Annotated in this window: 16 protein-coding genes and 4 pseudogenes; 18 read left to right on the top strand and 2 right to left on the bottom strand. The window is 62.2% G+C overall.

The genetic code is table 11. The annotated features are described in order from the left end of the window. Positions 1-331: 331 nt before the first annotated feature. Positions 332-1258, top strand: a complete 927-nt coding sequence (locus tag EAV90_RS29035; RefSeq protein WP_129145442.1) for a catalase family peroxidase — start codon at positions 332-334, stop codon at positions 1256-1258. Between the two features lie 5 nt (positions 1259-1263). On the opposite strand, the gene EAV90_RS29030 is transcribed toward EAV90_RS29035, so the two are convergent. Then, positions 1264-2193: a helix-turn-helix domain-containing protein gene (locus EAV90_RS29030; RefSeq protein ID WP_129145441.1), complete on the bottom strand. Its 930-nt coding sequence runs from the start codon at positions 2191-2193 to the stop codon at positions 1264-1266. Between the two features lie 426 nt (positions 2194-2619). Between EAV90_RS29030 and EAV90_RS29025 the strand changes: the two genes are divergently transcribed. The 14 genes and pseudogenes from EAV90_RS29025 (at position 2620) to EAV90_RS28970 (ending at position 15789) form a co-directional block, all read left to right on the top strand. Beyond that, positions 2620-3600: a helix-turn-helix transcriptional regulator gene (locus tag EAV90_RS29025; RefSeq protein WP_129145440.1), complete on the top strand. Its 981-nt coding sequence runs from the start codon at positions 2620-2622 to the stop codon at positions 3598-3600. A 224-nt stretch (positions 3601-3824) separates the two neighbouring features. Further along, positions 3825-3983 (top strand): hypothetical protein, encoded by a 159-nt coding sequence (locus EAV90_RS40880; protein WP_245509648.1) that lies wholly within the window; start codon positions 3825-3827, stop codon positions 3981-3983. A gap of 150 nt (positions 3984-4133) precedes the next feature. Next, positions 4134-5339, top strand: coding sequence for an NAD(P)/FAD-dependent oxidoreductase (locus tag EAV90_RS29015; protein ID WP_129145438.1), 1206 nt, complete (start codon positions 4134-4136; stop codon positions 5337-5339). 98 nt (positions 5340-5437) lie between these two features. After that, positions 5438-6391, top strand: coding sequence for an MBL fold metallo-hydrolase (locus EAV90_RS29010; protein WP_129145437.1), 954 nt, complete (start codon positions 5438-5440; stop codon positions 6389-6391). Positions 6392-6559: 168 nt separating this feature from the next. Then, positions 6560-7360, top strand: coding sequence for an acetoacetate decarboxylase (locus tag EAV90_RS29005; protein ID WP_129145436.1), 801 nt, complete (start codon positions 6560-6562; stop codon positions 7358-7360). Between the two features lie 24 nt (positions 7361-7384). Beyond that, positions 7385-8560 (top strand): patatin-like phospholipase family protein, encoded by a 1176-nt coding sequence (locus EAV90_RS29000; protein ID WP_208738554.1) that lies wholly within the window; start codon positions 7385-7387, stop codon positions 8558-8560. Between the two features lie 42 nt (positions 8561-8602). Continuing rightward, positions 8603-9385 carry a 3-hydroxybutyrate dehydrogenase gene (locus tag EAV90_RS28995; protein WP_129145435.1) on the top strand — a complete coding sequence of 261 codons (783 nt, stop codon included), beginning with the start codon at positions 8603-8605 and terminating at the stop codon, positions 9383-9385. A 40-nt stretch (positions 9386-9425) separates the two neighbouring features. Next, positions 9426-10457: an HlyD family secretion protein gene (locus EAV90_RS28990; RefSeq protein WP_129145434.1), complete on the top strand. Its 1032-nt coding sequence runs from the start codon at positions 9426-9428 to the stop codon at positions 10455-10457. Further along, positions 10454-12100, top strand: coding sequence for an MFS transporter (locus EAV90_RS28985; RefSeq protein WP_129145433.1), 1647 nt, complete (start codon positions 10454-10456; stop codon positions 12098-12100). The genes EAV90_RS28990 and EAV90_RS28985 overlap by 4 nt, the downstream gene beginning before the upstream one ends. A 211-nt stretch (positions 12101-12311) precedes the next feature. Further along, positions 12312-12941 (top strand): MEDS domain-containing protein, encoded by a 630-nt coding sequence (locus tag EAV90_RS28980; RefSeq protein ID WP_129145432.1) that lies wholly within the window; start codon positions 12312-12314, stop codon positions 12939-12941. A gap of 5 nt (positions 12942-12946) precedes the next feature. Continuing rightward, positions 12947-13912 (top strand): annotated as a pseudogene (locus EAV90_RS41870) (GAF domain-containing protein); the annotation flags it as partial. A gap of 24 nt (positions 13913-13936) precedes the next feature. After that, positions 13937-14884, top strand: a pseudogene (locus tag EAV90_RS41865) (PAS domain S-box protein); the annotation flags it as partial. Beyond that, a complete protein-coding gene (locus tag EAV90_RS41860) occupies positions 14867-15277 on the top strand; it encodes a sensor histidine kinase (protein WP_430644756.1) in 411 nt (136 codons plus the stop codon). The pseudogene EAV90_RS41865 and the gene EAV90_RS41860, both read left to right, overlap by 18 nt. A gap of 83 nt (positions 15278-15360) precedes the next feature. Then, on the top strand, positions 15361-15789 hold the full coding sequence (locus EAV90_RS28970; protein WP_245509646.1) for a response regulator: 429 nt from the start codon (positions 15361-15363) through the stop codon (positions 15787-15789). Between the two features lie 168 nt (positions 15790-15957). Here EAV90_RS28970 and EAV90_RS28965 read toward each other — a convergent pair whose 3' ends face one another. Further along, positions 15958-17019 carry a maleylacetate reductase gene (locus EAV90_RS28965; RefSeq protein ID WP_129145430.1) on the bottom strand — a complete coding sequence of 354 codons (1062 nt, stop codon included), beginning with the start codon at positions 17017-17019 and terminating at the stop codon, positions 15958-15960. An 84-nt stretch (positions 17020-17103) separates the two neighbouring features. On the opposite strand from EAV90_RS28965, the gene EAV90_RS41855 reads away from it, so the two are divergent. The 3 genes and pseudogenes from EAV90_RS41855 to EAV90_RS41850 form a co-directional block, all read left to right on the top strand. Next, positions 17104-17355, top strand: coding sequence for a helix-turn-helix domain-containing protein (locus EAV90_RS41855; protein ID WP_129145429.1), 252 nt, complete (start codon positions 17104-17106; stop codon positions 17353-17355). Between the two features lie 63 nt (positions 17356-17418). Next, a pseudogene (locus EAV90_RS40875) lies at positions 17419-17667 on the top strand (LysR substrate-binding domain-containing protein); the annotation flags it as partial. A 49-nt stretch (positions 17668-17716) separates the two neighbouring features. Beyond that, positions 17717-17841, top strand: a pseudogene (locus EAV90_RS41850) (IS701 family transposase); the annotation flags it as partial.

Raw genomic sequence — 17841 nt, 5'->3', positions numbered from 1 at the left:
ACCTCTGCGCCAAGTCCGACGCTTGTACCACTGGACTGTGCTTGTGTCGACCCTGCTCTGATTGCGTACCAACCATCTGCCTTCAGCAATCATCGTTCCGTTACTCGCGAGCGGGCGAGTTCCCGGATTGACAGCAATAGCTCTGGAATGAGGTCAATCGCTCTGGCGCGGCGGCGCGGCTGGTCCGCTAGATGATCGCCATCGCTCGCGGCTTTGATCGACTGTCGATCCCAGTCGTTGAGCAGGATCGGACAAGACACGGCCGATTCAGGAAAGACACCGGACCCCGCAGCGCCCACAACGAGACCCAAGATCAGGCCGAAGACCACGGATGCCCCAGTTCCCGAACAGCGCCGCTGCGGCCGCGTCAATCGTCGAGGCCCTGAAAGCGGTGGCCGGGGCGCCGCCACAGGCACGCGCGAGTTTCGCCAAGGGCCGGTGCGTGCGTGGCACCTATGCCCCGTCGGATCAGGCCAGTGAGATCACGAAATCCCGGAGTTTCACCAGACCGTCCCGCGTGCTGGCGCGCTTCTCCGTAGGCGGGGGTCATCCGAGGGTCGCAGACACGGACAAGCTCGTGCTGCGCGGTTTCGCCTTCCGGCTCGGCAGCGAGGGCCAGCGCTCAGAGATCTTTACTCAGAACGCGCCTGTACATTATGCGAGGACGCTCGATCAGATGCTGGTTTTCCTCAAGGCGCGCATTCCCGGGCCGGGCGGCAAGATCGACGCGGCTCGGGTCAAGGCTTTCTCCGTCGCCAATCCCGAAACGCTGTTTCAGGCGAATTATCTCGCTGCGCGGCCTTTGCCGGGAAGCTTTGCCGGCACGACCTACTGGGGCGTGCACGCCTTTCCCGCGACGAACTCAAGAGGCGAGACGCGTTTCATCAAATTCAAGGTCGAGCCGGTCGGCGGAGAGGTTACGCTGACCGAGGAGGAGGCCAGGGGAAAATCTGCCGACTTCCTAAGCGACGACCTCGATCAGCGGATCGCGGCACGCGACGTCAGGTTCAGCCTGATGGCGCTGCTCGACCGGAGCGGCGATCCCGTCATGGACGTCACCGTCCGATGGCCGGATGAAGACGAACGCGAAGCGGTGCGGCTGGGAACGATCGTCATCACGGGCGTCGAATCCAATGAGGCGTGCGACGAGGCGAACTTTAATCCGGCAAATCTCGCCGAAGGCATCGGTCATCCCCCGGACGAGATGTTTGCGGCGCGCTGCGCCGCCTATGCCATCTCGCAGGCCACGCGAGGCTGAGCCGACTATGGTTCGCTATCCGGCGCGCCGTGCTTCTCGCGGCGCCATGCGCCCGGGCTGAGGCCGACTACCGACGAAAACACTCGCGTAAAGTGGCTTTGATTGGCAAATCCCGCCGAAATCGCAATCTCAGACAGCGGCAGCCCGCGCACAGTCAGCAACTGCTTGGCCGCCTTGACGCGCTGGTGCAACAACCACTGATGCGGCGGCAGGCCCGTAGAGATGCGGAATGCCCGGGAAAAATGGCTGACCGAGAGGTCGAATTCGGCGGCGATCTGCTGCAGTGAAAGGCTTCCGCCGAGGTCGGACTCCAGCCGTTCACAGGCACGCTTCATCTGCCACGGTGCAAGGCCGCCGCGTGCTAGATCGGTGTTGCGCTTCAATCCGCCATAGGTGTGGGCAACGTGGGCCGAGAGCGCGAGCATCGCGTGGTCGAGGAAGAGCTGATTGACTTCATCAGGCCGATGAAGCGCACCCAGCAGCGATGTGCCCAGGTGACGGACCACGGAATCGTCATGGCCAATGCCCGGCTCGTAGGCGAGTTCACCAATGCGCGCCGCGCCGCTCTGCCTGGCGATGTCCTCAAGTGCCGACCGCGGCAAATAGAAAAACAGCGAGTGGAAGGGCTTGTCGATCACGTAGCGCGGATCGCGCTTCAGGTCGTACAGGTAGGTTGCGCCGCCGCGGATGTCCGTCTTGATCACGCACCGGCCGCGCTCCCAGCATTCGCAGTCCGGGTACTCGCGAAACTTCAGACTGACGAGATAGGCATCCTCGGAAGGCAAGGCGCCGCAGAGACCCGGCACGGGATTGTCGTCCCGCGTCTCGACAACCGCGAGTTCGGCACTTCGGAGCGAACGCGTGACCAGCGACGGCGCGTCCTTCAGGTTCAAAGGCTGCCCGATCCTTCGTCCGTAGACGCCCGATTGTGTCATTAGTCCCATTTCCATGAATGAAGGCGACCCGCGCAGCTCTTTCGCTCGCGTGGTCGCTCGATTATCCAGGATGGGCGCGTGGTGGTCTAGTACCGCGGCGGCGAAAGCGGGCATTTTGACAAAGCTGTGGCAAGGCTATTTTTCGGAATGATTCCAACGATAAAGGCATCTGATTTGCGATTCTGAGCGCGCGCGAATTGCATCGTGGTCCTACACAAAATGCCGCACCGCGGGCTTTGAGCAGAATCGGACAACGGGCAGCAGCTTCAGGAAAGACCCCGTACTTCTACCTGCCTAGAACGTCCGACGAAAACTCGCGCCGCTCAGCGTCGATTCGGCAGACAAGAGGCCACGGCTTCACGCCAGCCCGGCAGGTCAGGTCCGGCGGTGCGGGTGCATCCTTTCCCGGAAGTTGAGCACTCCGTCATGAACAAACCGATCGGGCACCATCCTTCGCAAGAAAATCCGCTCGCCGCCTCCGAAGCGCATCCTGAAACAGCACAGGTGGCCGAGCGCCGTACAGCGGATCAGGAGATGGCACGCGTGCTTCAAACTCAACCACTCCGCATTGCGTTAGAATCATCCGGTGCGATCGCCCATTGGCAACATGATCCCGTGCACGACATCGTCAAACCTATGGCCGACCATGTCGTAATGACTTACCCTGTAGGCGTGCAGCGACTGGAGCGACGCACTGGACGATCCGTTGCGACTGGAACGGCTCGTCCCGGGGTTGTGACGGTCATTCCGGCGGGCTCAAGCGCCCGATGGGACGTCACACCAGCCGGTTCAACTGGTCGACCCGGCATTCACCCGCCTCTGAGCCTCATTCAGCTCTACCTTCCGCACACAACGCTCGCACGCGTTGCCAGCGAAGCCGATACTGCTCCTCAGGACCTTTTGGAGCGAATTGCGTATCCAGACCCGATTACATCGCGATTGCTGACGAGTGCAGCAGATGTTCTCGAAGGCAACATGACCCTGGATGCGCTGTTTAGGCAGCGATTGACAGATCTCCTGGCCACGCGCCTGCTGGCTGCACACACTGGCTCGCCAATGACATTTCAGGCGGCCGCGGGTGGGCTGTCCCCGAAAGTCCTGCTCCGTGCCATCGAACGCTTGCGTTCAGACAGCGATGCGGACGTCTCCCTCGATGCGCTAGCATCCGACGCCGGCCTCTCGCGCTTTCACTTTTGCCGCGCATTCAAGGAAAGCACCGGGCTTTCGCCTCATGCTTGGTTGCGCCAACACCGGCACGCGCAGGCGATGACCATGCTGCGCGACACGGACGAGTCCATCGTTTCGATCGCAGCCGCGCTTGGCTATTCCTCGCAGACTGCCTTCGCTGCGGCCTTCAGGAAAATGACCGGCGAGACACCGCGCGACTGGCGGAGGCGCATGCGTTAGCAGCAATCGCTCTACAGTGACGGCAATCCCTCTGGGGCAGCGGCAGGACTGATCGGTTAGACCATCATCCTGTCCGAACCAACAGACGGAGACTAAAGATGACCTGGAGGAACTTCGTCGGCCGGCTGCCAATCGCATCACAGCGCAGAGGCCTTAGCATAGCAACGTTGTATGGACTTTCGTTGGCTGTCCGCTTCACGTCAGCTACGGGAGGAGACGACGAAGTGCCCGCACCGTCGCTGCACATGATCAAGCCGGTCACGTCCATCATGATCAGGACCGCTCCGCGGCTTCCCTATGAGGGCTTGGTGCAGGGCGCTCAGCCGATCGTCCTTCGCTCCGGTTGGCCGCTGGGTTCGTCGGGCTGTCGCGCCGGCATGTGAGGCCTTCATGCCGATGTCATCGATACCGGACTGCCTCCGTCCATAAGGACCGAGATCTCTCATTCACCTCTTCGCGTCGTCATCGATCGCTGCGCAGGCAGCGAGCGGCAGCGCGCGGACTATTGGAAGTCCAACAACAGGAGCCAACACATGCGATTAGTCATCATCGGCGCCGGCTTTGCCGGTATGTACGCCGCCCTCTCTGCAGCGCGCTTGCGCGATATCAAGGGCGTTTCGCCCGAACAGCTCGAGATCGCGCTCGTTGCGCCCGAGCCGACGCTGGTGGTTCGTCCGCGGCTCTATGAGCCCAAGCCCGAAACCATGACTGCGCCCCTGCTCGACGTCCTCAATGCCATTGACGTCGTCTATGTGCAGGGCAGTGCCGAGACGGTGGACACCAAGTCTCGCATGGTGCAGCTCGCCACTAACAAGGGCACGCGAAAGACCCTTTCCTACGATCGCTTGGTCGTGGCCACCGGCAGCCGGCTATTCCGCCCTAATATTCCCGGACTCGCCGAGCACGGTTTCAGCGTCGACTCGCTCGATGATGCGGTTGCCCTCGACAAACATCTGCATAGCTTGCCGAAGCGGCCTGCGGTGAACGGTCGAGACACAGTCGTCGTTGCCGGCGGCGGCTTCACCGGAATCGAGGCTGCAACCGAAATGCCCACGCGACTGCGCGCGATCCTGGGCAACGGTGCAAAGCCGCGCGTCATCATCGTCGAACGCAATCCGTCGATCGCCCCCGACATGGGCGAAGGCCCCCGCCCCGTTATCGAGGAAGCCCTGCGAAAGGTCGGCGTGGAAACCCGGGTCGGCGTCGGCGTCAGCGCGCTCGACAAATCCGGCGTCACGCTTTCGAACGGCGATCACATCGAGACGGAGACGGTGATCTGGGCGGCCGGCATTCGCGCCGCCCCACTGACGCAACAGATCCCCGCTGAACGCGACAGTTTCGGCCGGCTGCTCGTCGATCCCTGTTTGCGCGTGCCCGGTGTGCGCGACGTGTTCGCCACTGGCGATGCCGCTCGCGCCGCCTGCGACGATGAGGGCAACTATGCGCTGATGTCATGCCAGCACGCCACGCGGATGGGCGCGTTCGCTGGCAACAACGCCGCTGCAGAACTGCTTGGCGTCCCGACCAGGCCCTATCACCAGAAGGCGTACGTCACCTGCCTCGACCTCGGAGAAGCCGGCGCGCTGTTTACGCGCGGCTGGGAGCGCACCGTGGAGATGGTCGGCGACGTCGCCAAGAAAACGAAGCAGGAGATCAACGGCGTCTGGATCTATCCGCCCAAGCCCGAGCGCGCCGCCGCACTCGCCTCGGCCGATCCGGAGCAAGTCACCAAGCTGTAGGCGCCCGACGCAACACGGGCCGCGCGTCCGCCTGAAGCGCGGCCCACGGAATCCACCATCAAGATCGAATCTCAATGTCAAGCAACGGAGTGTTCAAGATGAACCAGATGATCCGCAGCATCAAACAGAAGCCAATCAAGAACCTCGACAACACTTCCCCTCACGGCAGAACCGCGACCGACGAGCTGGTTCCATCGCGCTATGCGCTGCGAATCGGCGAGATCGAGGTGCTCGTGATCAGCGATGGGGTGCTAACGCCGCCATCCGAGTCCATGGCTACCAATGCCGATCCGGCCGTCCGGGCGGCCTGGCTGGACAACATGTTCTTGTCGCGCGACGCGTTCGATTGGGCATTGAACGAGGTGGTGGTGCGCAGCGGCGGCCAAACCATACTCATCGACGCTGGGCTGGGAGAGGAGTACCCGGACTTTCCGCGTGCGGGACAGTGGGGCCAGCGCCTCGAGGCCGCCGGTATCGATCTTGGCTCCGTGACCGACGTGGTGCTGACCCACATGCACTTCGATCACGTTGGCGGACTGCTCGTCGACGGCGTCAAGAAGCGGCTGCGCCCGGACCTGCGGATCCACGTGGCCGCCGCGGAGGTCAAATTCTGGGCTTCCCCCGACTTCTCCCGCACGGCCATGCCGCCGGTGCTCGCAGATTTGGCTCGGCGGGCGTCCAAGCAATTCCTGGACGAATATCACGGCCAGCTACAGCTCTTCGAAGAGGAGTCCAAGATTGCGCCCGGAGTCGTCGTCCGTCGCACCGGTGGCCACACCCCAGGGCACAGCGTGGTTCGCCTGGCCTCCGGCGACGATCGGCTCATGTTCGCCGGCGACGCCATCTTCCCGGTCTCGTTCGACCACCCCGAATGGCACAACGGCTTTGAGCACGATCCTGAGGAGGCGACCCGCGTCCGGCTCGAACTCCTGCGGGAGCTGGTGGCGACCGGTTCGTGGCTGGTGGGCACGCATATGCCGTTCCCGTCCATAGGCCGGGTCGCGGCGGCCGGCGAGCTCTTTCGTTGGGTCCCGGCCTGGTGGGACTACTGATAGCTGGATGGTCGGAGCCGAAGAGCGCGAGCTCACAGCGCAAAACGAGTTCGCGCCTGCGGCACCGATCGGAAGCGGTCACCGATCCTCCAATAGATCACCAGCATTTGGTCGCTCCCCGCAAGGCGCGCGGCCCGTTCACCTCACAGCACCAGCAGAGTCACTTCGATGAAACATGAGACCGTGCGCGCGAACGCGTTCGCCATGCCGCTGACGAACCCGGCCTTTCCGCCGGGGCCCTACCGGTTCGTCAACCGCGAATACTTCATCATTCAATACCGGACCGATCCCGAGGCGTTGCGCCGGATCGTGCCCGAACCGCTGGAGCTCACTGAGCCGGTGGTGAACTACGAATTCATCCGCATGCCCGATTCCACCGGCTTCGGCGATTACACCGAAAGCGGCCAGGTCGTCCCGGTGAGCTACAAGGGCCAGGCCGGCAGCTTCGTGCATCAGATGTTCCTGAACGATCATCCGCCGATTGCCGGCGGGCGCGAGCTATGGGGTTTTCCCAAGAAGCTGGCGCAGCCGAAGCTCACCGTTGAGATCGACACCCTGGTCGGCACCTTGAACTACGGCTCGGTGCGCATCGCGACTGGCACCATGGGCTACAAACATCGCGCCCTCGACGCCGCGACTGAAGCGCGAAAACTCGCCGCACCGAATTTCCTGCTGAAGATCATTCCGCATGTCGACGGCACGGCGCGCATCTGCGAACTCGTGCGCTTCCATTGCGAGGATATCACTGTAAAGGGCGCATGGAGCGGGCCTGCTGCGCTCGACCTCTACTCGCACGCGCTCGCGCCCGTCGCCGAACTGCCGGTGCTGCAAGTGCTGTCGGCCAAGCACGTCGTCGCCGACTTGACCCTCGGCCTCGGCACCGTGGTCCACGACTATCTGTCACCGGCTGCAGTCTCACGGCGACGCGGTACCGGGTCCGAAATCTTGATCGAAGGCAACGCCGGCTGAGTCGCAATGCAGGGAGTTTTGGCCATGTTGAACGTGATGCGCGAGCAAACCGGTTCTGAGCTGCAGCAGACAAGGTCGCTGCCATATGATGTCGTCGCCCTGGTGCTGCAAGGCGGCGGCGCGCTGGGCGCCTATCAGGCTGGAGTGTATGAGGGCCTGCACGAGGCCGGCATCCGGCCGAACTGGCTGGCCGGCATCTCGATCGGCGCACTCAACGCCGCCATCATCGCCGGCTCGCCCGAGGCCGAGCGCGTGGATCGGCTGCGCGAGTTCTGGGAAACCATCTGCGCCTTTTCGATCGAGTGGCCCGCCGGTGAGGGGCTGGCCAATGCCCTGCCCTTTGCTTTCGACATCCACTCGGTACGCAACGCGCTCGCGGCGATGCGGGCACTGGTGCAGGGCCAGCCAGGCTTCTTCAAGCCGCGCTTCCCGTCGCCCTTCTGGTCGCCGTTCTCAGGCGATGCCGCGACCAGCTTCTACGACACTGCACCGTTGCAGAAAACGCTGGAGCGGCTTGTGGACTTCGACCGTTTGAACTCGGGCGAGGTCCGCGTTTCCGTCGGCGCGGTCAACGTTCGCACCGGCAACCTGACCTATTTCGACACCGCCGAACGCCGGTTGGGACCGAGGCATTTCATGGCTTCGGGCGCGCTGCCGCCGGGATTTCCCGCCGTTGAGATCGAAGGCGAACACTATTGGGATGGCGGTGTGGTTTCGAACACGCCTCTGTCCCGCGTGCTCTCCGGCGAACCCTGCGACACGCTGGCGTTCCAGATCGACCTCTGGTCGGCCAAGGGTCGCGTTCCCTACGACATGATGGAAGTGTCGAGCCGGCAGAAGGACATCCAGTATTCGAGCCGCACGCGCGCGGTCACTGACCAGATGCTGCGAATGCAAAAGATGCGTCAGGCGCTGCAGCGGACCATCGAGAAATTGCCGGATGGCGCAAAGCAAGACCCGGAAATTCGCGCCATTGCGGATCTGGCGCGCCATCGCTCCCACAACATCATCCACCTGATCTATCAGACCAAGCCCCACGAGGGCCATTCCAGGGACTACGAGTTCGGACTGAGCGCGATGCGCGCCCACTGGCAGAGCGGATTGGAGGACATCCGCCGAACGCTGGCCGATGGCCGTCGCCTCGACCCGCCGCCCCCCGAGCTTGGCATCGTCACCCACGACATCCATCGCCGTGACTGAGCCTCCGGCCATTTCACCTCCTGCAGATCGAAAGGAAATCCCATGTTGAACGGCAAGGTAGCCATCGTCACCGGATCGACCAGCGGCATCGGACTTGGCATCGCCAAGGAACTCGCCAGGCTCGGCGCCGACATCGTGCTGAACGGTTTCGGCGACACCGGCGAGATTGAGAAAACTCGCAACGCCATCGCGCGCGAGCACGGCGTGCGCGTCATCCATGACGGCGCCGACATGTCGAAGGGCGAGGCGGTGCGTGGACTGATCGACACCACCATCGAGAAGTTTGGACGGGTGGACATCCTCGTCAACAATGCCGGCATCCAGTTCACCGCGCCAGTCGAGGAATTTCCGCCCGCCAAATGGCACGCCATCCTCGACATCAACCTGTCCGCGGCGTTCCACGGCAGCGCGCGGGCCCTGCCGCAGATGAAAAAGCGGGGCTGGGGCCGGATCGTCAACATCGCCTCGGCGCACGGCCTCGTCGCCTCGACCCACAAGGCGGCTTACGTCGCGGCGAAACACGGCCTGGTCGGCCTCACCAAGGTGGTAGGCCTCGAGACGGCCGGGAGCGGAGTGACCTGCAATGCGGTTTGCCCCGGCTGGGTGCGCACGCCGCTGGTCGAAAAGCAGATCAGCGACATGGCTGCGCAGCGAGGCATCAGCCAGAAGGAAGCGACCGAGGAGCTTCTCGCCGAGAAGCAGCCCTCGCTGAAATTCGCTTCTCCGGAGCAGCTTGGCGGCACCGTCGCTTTTCTCTGTTCGGCCGCAGCAGACCAGATCACCGGCACGGCGATCTCTGTCGATGGCGGCTGGACCGCACGGTAGCCGCGAGAATGGGCAGAGCTGTCAACGGTAGGAGGACATCGTGGCGCATCCCAACAAGAAGAAGGTTATCGGCTTGTTGCTATGCCTCGGCTCGGTCGTGACCATGCTGGCCGGATGGACCTATGCCCATTCGGGCGAGACGTCGACGGACAACGCCTATATTCGTGGCGACGTCACCTCGCTCGCGCCGAAGGTTGCGGGCTACGTCACGGCAGTGGAGGTTCGGGACAACCAAGCCGTCCATAAGGGCGATGTCCTGTTCCGGATCGACGATCGGGATTACCGCGCGCGGCTGGCGCAAGCCGAGGCCAATGTCGAGGCCGCGCAGGCTCGCCTCGCCAACGTCGACGCGGAGATCCCGCTTCAGGATGCCCTAATCCGGCAGGCCGAGGCGCAGAAGCGTTCGAGTATGGCCGAGATGGCTCTGGCCACCAAAGCCTCGGATCGGCGTCGCGAACTGATTCGGACCAACGCCGTCAGCCAGGCCCAGGTTGACGAAAGCGATGCGGCGCTGTCGAAAGCTGAAGCGGCTGTCTCCGCAGCGGCCGCCACGGTGGAGGCGCAGAAGCAGCGCATCGCCGTCCTCGCCAGTCAGCGCGAGGCGGCGGTGGCCGCCGTGGCACAGGCGCGGGCCGCGCGCGACCTCGCCCAGATCGATCTCGACAATACCGTTGTGCATGCGCCAGTCGACGGCGTAATCGGCAACCGCCAGGTCCGTGTGGGCCGCCTTGTCGCGCCGGGCACTTCCCTGCTCGACATCGTACCGGTCAGCGATGTGTGGGTCGTGGCGAACTTCAAGGAGACCCAGATCGAACGGATCCGGCCCGGCCAGCGCGTCCGCATCATCGTCGATAGCTATTCGGACCAGCCTTTGCAAGGTGTGGTGGACAGCTTTGCGCCCGGCAGCGGCTCCGCCTTCAGCATGCTGCCGACAGACAACGCAACCGGAAACTTCGTTCGCGTCGTTCAACGCGTGCCGGTGAAGATCCGCTTCGCAAGCAATCCGTTGCCCGGCCGGCTCGTGCCCGGCCTGTCCGCGCGCGTCGATGTCGATCAGGGGAGCGGCTCATGATCAAGGTCGCGTGCACCATACCAAGCCGCGGACGATCCGCCGCAGGACCCCTTCTCGTCGCGGGCATTGTGCTCGCCACGTTAACGGATGCCATCGCGAGCACCGTGCTGTCGCTCGGGCGTGGCTATATGATCGGCGACACCCACACCACTCCCGATGAGTTCGCCTGGCTCGATATCGGATACACAGCGCTGAAGCTGATCGGGTTCGTAGCCACTCCTTGGCTGATGCAGCGTGTCGATGCGTGCCGCCTGGTCATCGATTCAACCCTGGTCATGGGCGCGGCGTGCGGCATCACCGCCATTAGCGTCCGGCTGGACCTGCTGATCGCGCTGCGCATGGTGCAGGGCTTCTCCGGCGCCCTCCTGCTTGTCGCAGGCCAGGCGATCATTTTCCGCGCCTATCCGCGATCGCAACAGCCAATCCTTCAGGCGTTGTTTGCGATGGGATCGGTCGTGGCACCCGCGACCGCCGCTCCGGCACTGCAGGGCTGGTTGATCGACAGTCGGTCCTGGACATGGATTTTCTTCAGCGTCGTTCCGCTGGCGCTGGCGGCTGCCGGCCTGCTCTTGATTGCCGGCAACCCGCGGTCCGCTACGCCCGTCCGCCGTCCGCTTGACTGGATCGGCCTCTCATTGATCTCGATCGCACTCTTCTGCCTGACCTATGTCCTCAATCAGGGCAGTCGCTGGAACTGGTTCGAGGCGCCCGGAATCCTCTGGCTCACAGTGACCGGAGCGGCCGCGTTTCTGGCATTTCTCGGCCAGCAATTAATGGCTGGCGGTCGCGGCCTGATCGACTTCACCCCATTTCAATCGGAAGATTTTTCCTTCGCGTTCATTGTCAGTTTTGTTGCGGGCGCCGCATTGTTCGGCAGCGCGTTCCTGATCCCCTCTTTTGCTGTGTCCGTGCTTGCATTCAGGCCCACCGACGCCGGCCTGTTGTTGTTGCCAAGCGGTGCGTTCTTCGTTGGCACGCTCCTCGTTGCCGTCTTCCTGATGCAGGTTCGCCGCGTGCCTCCGGTCGCCACGGTGCCACTTGGTATTCTGACGATCATGGTGGCGATGTGGATGTTGTCCGGCTCGACCAGCGAAAGCGGCGCGCACGACATGATGGCTGCCGTCCTCTTGCGGGGGCTCGGCCTCGGCTTCCTGTTTCTGTCGATCACCCTGATTGCCTTCAGCAACCTCAACCAAGGCAACCGCGCGTCCGGCATAGGCCTCTTCAATACCGGTCGGCAACTCGGCGGCCTGATCGGCGTGGCCGTCCTCCAGACTCTGATCGAGCACAACGTCGCGGGCAACGTCACGGTGCTGGGGGCCAGTCTGACCGCCGGGGCTCCTGCGGTCGGCGAGCGGCTGAGAATGACGGCAGCAATGCTCACCGCGGAAGGGATGGATACGCTGGCTAGCCGGGCTTCGACCTCCCTGATGGACGGCGTCCTTATTCGCCAATCCACCGTGATTGCTTTCGATACCGCCTTCAACGCAGTCGCCCTGCTGTTTGTCATTGCGGCGCCGGCTCTCGTTGCCGTCAAGATCGGCCTTTCCCGACACTCGAAACGGAGTGCAGCAGCACGGACCGAGACGATCAAAGCCGCGGATTTACCATGTCGCAGCCATGGCCTGGTTGAGGCGGGTTGAACGAAGGCAAGATAGGTCGCGGCATCGGCGCTCGGGCCGAAAGGCGGCGCCGACCTCGTTCCGATGGACCCGCCGAAAACGGACCCTTTTCCAGAGTCGAGCTGCTGGCTGTTCCCGCCCTGCGCCCTGCCCCCGACATCGCATGCACCGATCCGGAGGATGGAACCTTTAGCGAGCCCTTGCGTTTGCGAATCGACCAAAGGAGGGGAATATGAGGGACGCCGACGGTCGGGCCATCAGGATTGGGCAATCGGAGTTCCGCTGCCCCTGTCACGCCTGCGCTTTCTTCCATAGTCGGGACGAAGAATACGAGCTGCTGCTGCCGTTCTCGAAGGCCGGTGCTGAGGCAGGCGAGCGCTTGTTCCAAGTCGTCGACAAGGCACATCTCGAGGAGCGACGAAGAAGGTTGGTTGAGGTCGGCATCGACGTCGCGGAGGCGGAGAGCAACCGACAGCTCGAAATTCGGCCGTGGGAGAACGCCTACCTGCGAGGAGACCGCTTCGATCAATACGCCATGCTGGATTTGATCCAGGAGGTCCTCACCGACGGACGCTCCAATGGGTTTCCGATGACCCGTCTGTGGGCGAACATGGAATGGGCGCTGGACGATTGGCCGGGCGTCCATGACATCGTGGAATATGAAACGCGGCTCAACCACTTTCTTCCAAAATACAATGACGTGGTCGTCTGCACCTACGACCTGAGCAAGTTCAGCGCACCCGTCGTTATAGACATTATGCGCACGCACCCCCAGGTCATTGTTGGCGGCGTTTTGCAGGAGAATCCGTTCTATGTTCCACCCGACGAATTTCTTGCCGAATTGAACCGTCGGCCTCACTGACTGCAATGGTTGCGACGCGGGCACTGCTTGAGAGTTCTGGCGACCGGGGATCAGACACAGAGCTGCGGCACTGCATCCGTGATCTGGTCGCATTGTCGAGCTTGCCCGCGCTTTGGATCAAAGCCGATGCAGGCCAAATCGCCGACAGTCTTGCTCAACTCACGGTGAGCATCCTCGACGTGGAGTTCGCATGCGTATTCGTGCGCGATTTCGAAGCCGTGCATTGCCACGAGAGATCGCACGTAGTGCCGATTGACCTCGCACGGGTTCGCGAGACTTATCGGCCGAACTCGAATTTTGAGATCGACGACGGGAATAACGGTCGGCTGCGGGCAACGTGTGTGCCCATCGGCAGGCACCCAGGAGCCGGACTCATCGCATTGTGTAGCAGGTCCAGTTTTCCAACGGTGACCGAGCAGACATTGCTGCGGGTGGCGGCAAATCAGGCTGCTATTGCAATTGAAAGATGGAGTTTGGAAGCGCAGCGTGCAGAACAGGCACGCGCGCTGGAACGGTTGCATCAGACCGAAAAGGCATTGTACGCGCTGACCGACCGCCTCTTCCGCGCCGAGACGAGGACGGATCTCTACGAAGCGAGTCTGGACGCGATTAGCTGCATCCTCGGATGCAATCGCGCATCGATCCTCCTGTTCGACAATTGTGGTGTGATGCGGTTTGTCGCCTGGCGCGCGCTGTCAGGCGAATATCGCAGGGCTGTCGACGGCCACTCGCCTTGGAAGCCGGGCGACAAGGTCGCCGACCCGATATGCCTTGATGACATCGAGGCGGCTGCGGACCTTTCCGAAGAGCTAAAGGCAGTGATCAGAGCCGAGGGGATTGCCGCGCTGGCGTTCATTCCGGTTTTTGCAGGCGGGAAGCTCGTCGGGAAATTCATGGCGTACTACGATGCGCCGCACGCTTTCACCACCCGGGAACTCGATGCCGGCGTCACCATTGCCCGACAACTCGGCTTTGGCCTCGAACGGCTACACGGTGAAGAGGCCATGCGGCGGCTCGCCTCAATCGTGGAGACGTCGGATGATGCTATCATCAGCAAGAATTTGGACGGCGTCATCGAAACCTGGAACAGCGGCGCCGAGCGCATCTTCGGGTACAGGGCTGAAGAGGTCGTGGGCAAGCCGGTCACGATTCTAATGCCGCCGGAGCAGCAAAACGAGGAGTCCGGAATTCTCGCCCGCTTGCGCCGCGGCGAACGGATTGATCATTACCAGACTGTGCGCCGCCGCAAGGACGGTGCTCTCATCGACATCTCTCTCACCGTCTCGCCGTTGATGGACAGGGCCGGCAGGGTCATCGCAGCTTCAAAAATCGCGCGCGATATAACCCTACAAAAGCGCGCCGAGTCCGCCCTGCAAGAAAGCGAACAGCGCCTGCAAGACCTGCTTGCGGCGATACCCGCGGCCATCTACACGACGGATGCCGACGGCAAGATTACCTACTACAATGAGGCCGCAGTTGAGTTTTCGGGACGGCGTCCTACCCTCGGTAGCGACCGATGGTGCGTAACCTGGAAGCTATATTGGCCTGACGGCACGCCATTGCCACATGATCAATGTCCCATGGCCATTACCCTCAAAGAGGGACGTGCGATCAGGGGCAAGGAAGCAGTGGCCGAACGCCCGGATGGAACTCGCATTCCTTTCATTCCCTTTCCGACGCCGATCCGGGATTCCACCGGCAAGGTCATCGGGGGGATCAACATGCTGGTGGACGTCAGCGAACGTAAGCAGGCGGAGACACAACAACGTGTGCTGGTCCGTGAACTGAATCACCGCGTCAAGAACAACATGCAGATGCTGCAATCATTGCTTCGTATGTCGACGCGGCAGACAAAAGATGAGGGGGCCAGAAAGGTTCTGGAGGATGCGACCAACCGGATCGCCGCGATGGCGGCAGCGCAACAGGTGCTCTATGGCGCGAGCGCGGTGAACAGGTTCAGTGCGACCGAATTTCTCGATGCGGTGTGTCAAGCCGCTCAGCAGGCATTTCCGCCAAATCTCACAATCGTTCGCGAGGTCGCCAGCGGCGACCTTGACAATGACGATGCTATGCCGCTCGCTTTGATCCTGAACGAATTGCTGACCAATGCCGCCAAGTACGGGTGCTATGGCCGCGAAGGTCAGATCCGCGTCGGCTTGGCTAATGGCGACGGTTTTGAGCTCTACGTGGAAGACGATGGTCCGGGCTTCGATTTGCAGTCGGTCAGCGACCGCTCGTCCGGATTGAAGCTCGTTCAGTTGCTTGCGCGCCAACTGCGCGGCCATCTTGAAGTCGTCGCGAAGCCCGCCAGCCGTTGCACAATTCGATTCCAATAGGTCTATTCTTAGTGAACAAAGAAATCGTCAGCGCTCCAACCAGGGGAATTCCGTCGGGCCCGCCGCATGGGCCGCGAGAGCCGGTGCTTGCGCCTGACGACCGGCTCGTATCGGAGACGCCGTCGAAGAACAATGACCGCATCCTTATCGTTGAAGACGATTTGCTCGTTGCAAGCGAGATGGAGGCGACCCTATGCGATGCCGGTTTTGAAATCGTCGGTATCGCTACAACTGGCAAAGAAGCGTTGCGACTGGCGCAGGCGGAAAGTCCTATCTTGGCGGTCATGGATATTCGAATTGCCGGCGACCGCGACGGCATCGATACGGCCCTCGAATTGTTCCGTTCGCAGGGCATCCGCTGCATTTTTGCGAGCGCGCATTCCGATCACGATTCGCGTCTACGAGCTCAGCCCGCCGCACCGCTTGGATGGCTGCAAAAGCCGTACACCATGACGTCTCTCACGGAAATGGTCCGTGCAGCAGCGCGCGAACTGCGCGCTCCCCCCGGTTGATCTCAGCAATTTGCTGCGGCGGATGTCGTCCTGTTTTGGACAAAGAGCGAGATGTTGCGTTGCCGGCCAGCTTCATGGGTACACGGGCCTCGCCTAGCGTATCCCAAATGATTCCCTAGCCGAGCATAAGAACGCCGTTGATTCTTCCACCCTCGACGTTGCACCCGATCAGGAACAATCAACACGTCCCATGAGCGCGTCCTCGACCAAAGCCAAGACACCCTCGTAAGTCACTGGCCTCGGATTGTGGTACGGCAGCTCCATGACGAGCAACGCTGCACGCACAAGATCAGCGCGTTTCATGCCAAGCTCCTCTAGGGACATTGGCGTGCCCAATCTTTGCATCAGTGCGACAATTGCACTGACCGCGTTCGGCGTACCCATGGCCCGCTCGATCCGCTCCATCGCATCCGGAACGGCGGCGGCGTTGTAGGCCAGCACATGGGGTAGAATGACGGTATGGATTTCCGCGCGCGGCAAATTCCAGGTGCCGCCGAGCACGTGACAAAGTTTGTGATGCAGCGCCATATTGGACATTCCTAGCACCGCACCGCAAAGCCAAGCGCCATACAGGCAATGGCTCCGGCTGTTGAGATCTTGAGGATCTTCGCGCAACCCCGGCAGGCCGCGCACTAGGGCACGGATGCCTTCCTCCGCCATGAGCTTGCTAATTGGATTGGCGTTGTCTGCATAAAGCGCCTCGGCCGCATGCGCGATCGCATTGAATCCACTCGTGATCGACATCTTCAGCGGCAGATCCAGCGTGAGACACGGATCGTAGATCACGGTCTTTGGTAACACCCGGGCGTCTCTCCCGGTCTTCTTCAGTCCCTCTTCCGTCAATCCGTAGATGGGAGTCATCTCGGAACCCGCATATGTGGTCGGCACCGCCAGGATCGGGAGGGCGGACTGAAGTGCGATCGCCTTGGCCAGCCCGATTGTCGAACCGCCGCCGGCCGCAATCACGCAATCTGCACCTAGCCGCCCAGCCTCCTCGATTGCCGTGCGCGCGACCTCGATCGGCACGTGCATCACCGCATGCGGATGGATGCCGACCCTGCGCTCGCCCAGACGCATCGAAAGATCGCTCGCGATCCTCGCTTGCTGGGGTGTCGACAATACAAGTGCGCGACTCGCGCCGAGCCGTTCGACTTCACTCGGCAGGTAATCGATGGCGCCGGCTCCAAAGACCACTCGTCCCGTAGAGGCATCGAAGGTGAAAGACCTCATACGAGTATCCATTTCTTTTTGGCCCCTTCCGCAAGTCGCGCTAGCGTAGTGTGAGAGGCGCGGCTAAGCTATCGTTGGGCAGATATGAAGACTATTCCGGGAAAGCACACTGAGGATCTCGACCTGCACGCGCTTCGGGTCCTCGACGTGCTGTTCCGCGAGCGCAGCATCACGCGTGCCGCCGATGCGCTCCATACTCAGCAGCCTGCCCTGAGCAAGTACGCTGGCGCGCTTGCGCCTCTATTTCAACGACCCCCTGTTTGTCCGCGTCGCGCTGCACATGGAGCCAACCGCGAAAGCGCTCGAACTGGAGAAGCCGGTGCGGGCACTGCTTGACGGCTTCCAGCGCCTGCGCAGCGAGCAGAGCCGGACGCGTCGCAGTCGACACGGGAGTTTCGCGTGTTCACACTCGATGCCGGCGTCATTGTGCTGCTGCCGCCCGTCATCAAGACCCTGCTCGGCTCAGCGCCCAATGTGCGATTGCGAGCGGCCCAGGTCGGACTGCAGAACCTGCACACCTCGCTCGAGTCCGGCGAGATCGATCTCGCGATCGGCGAATTCCCGCTGCTTATCCCTGGCATCAAGCGGCAGAAATTGTTCTCTGGCCAGCACATGTGCATTTTCCAAAAGGATCATCCGCGGCTCCGCCGATTGCCGTCGCTCGCCGACTTCCTCGAAGAACAGCACATCTTCATAAGGGCTAACAGAGCGCGGGCTGGTCTGGGCTGTCGGAATCCCGCGGCACCTGAAAGTGTATCCGGTCGATGTGAAGCTCATTTGGCCGATTACCAAAGCCCGCGGGAAACCACGAAAGCACCACGT

The organism is Bradyrhizobium vignae (genome assembly GCF_004114425.1).
Classification (GTDB): Bacteria; Pseudomonadota; Alphaproteobacteria; order Rhizobiales; family Xanthobacteraceae; genus Bradyrhizobium; species Bradyrhizobium vignae.
The sequence above is the reverse complement of the archived record's forward strand: the minus strand, read 5'-3'. Positions and strand labels throughout refer to the sequence as shown.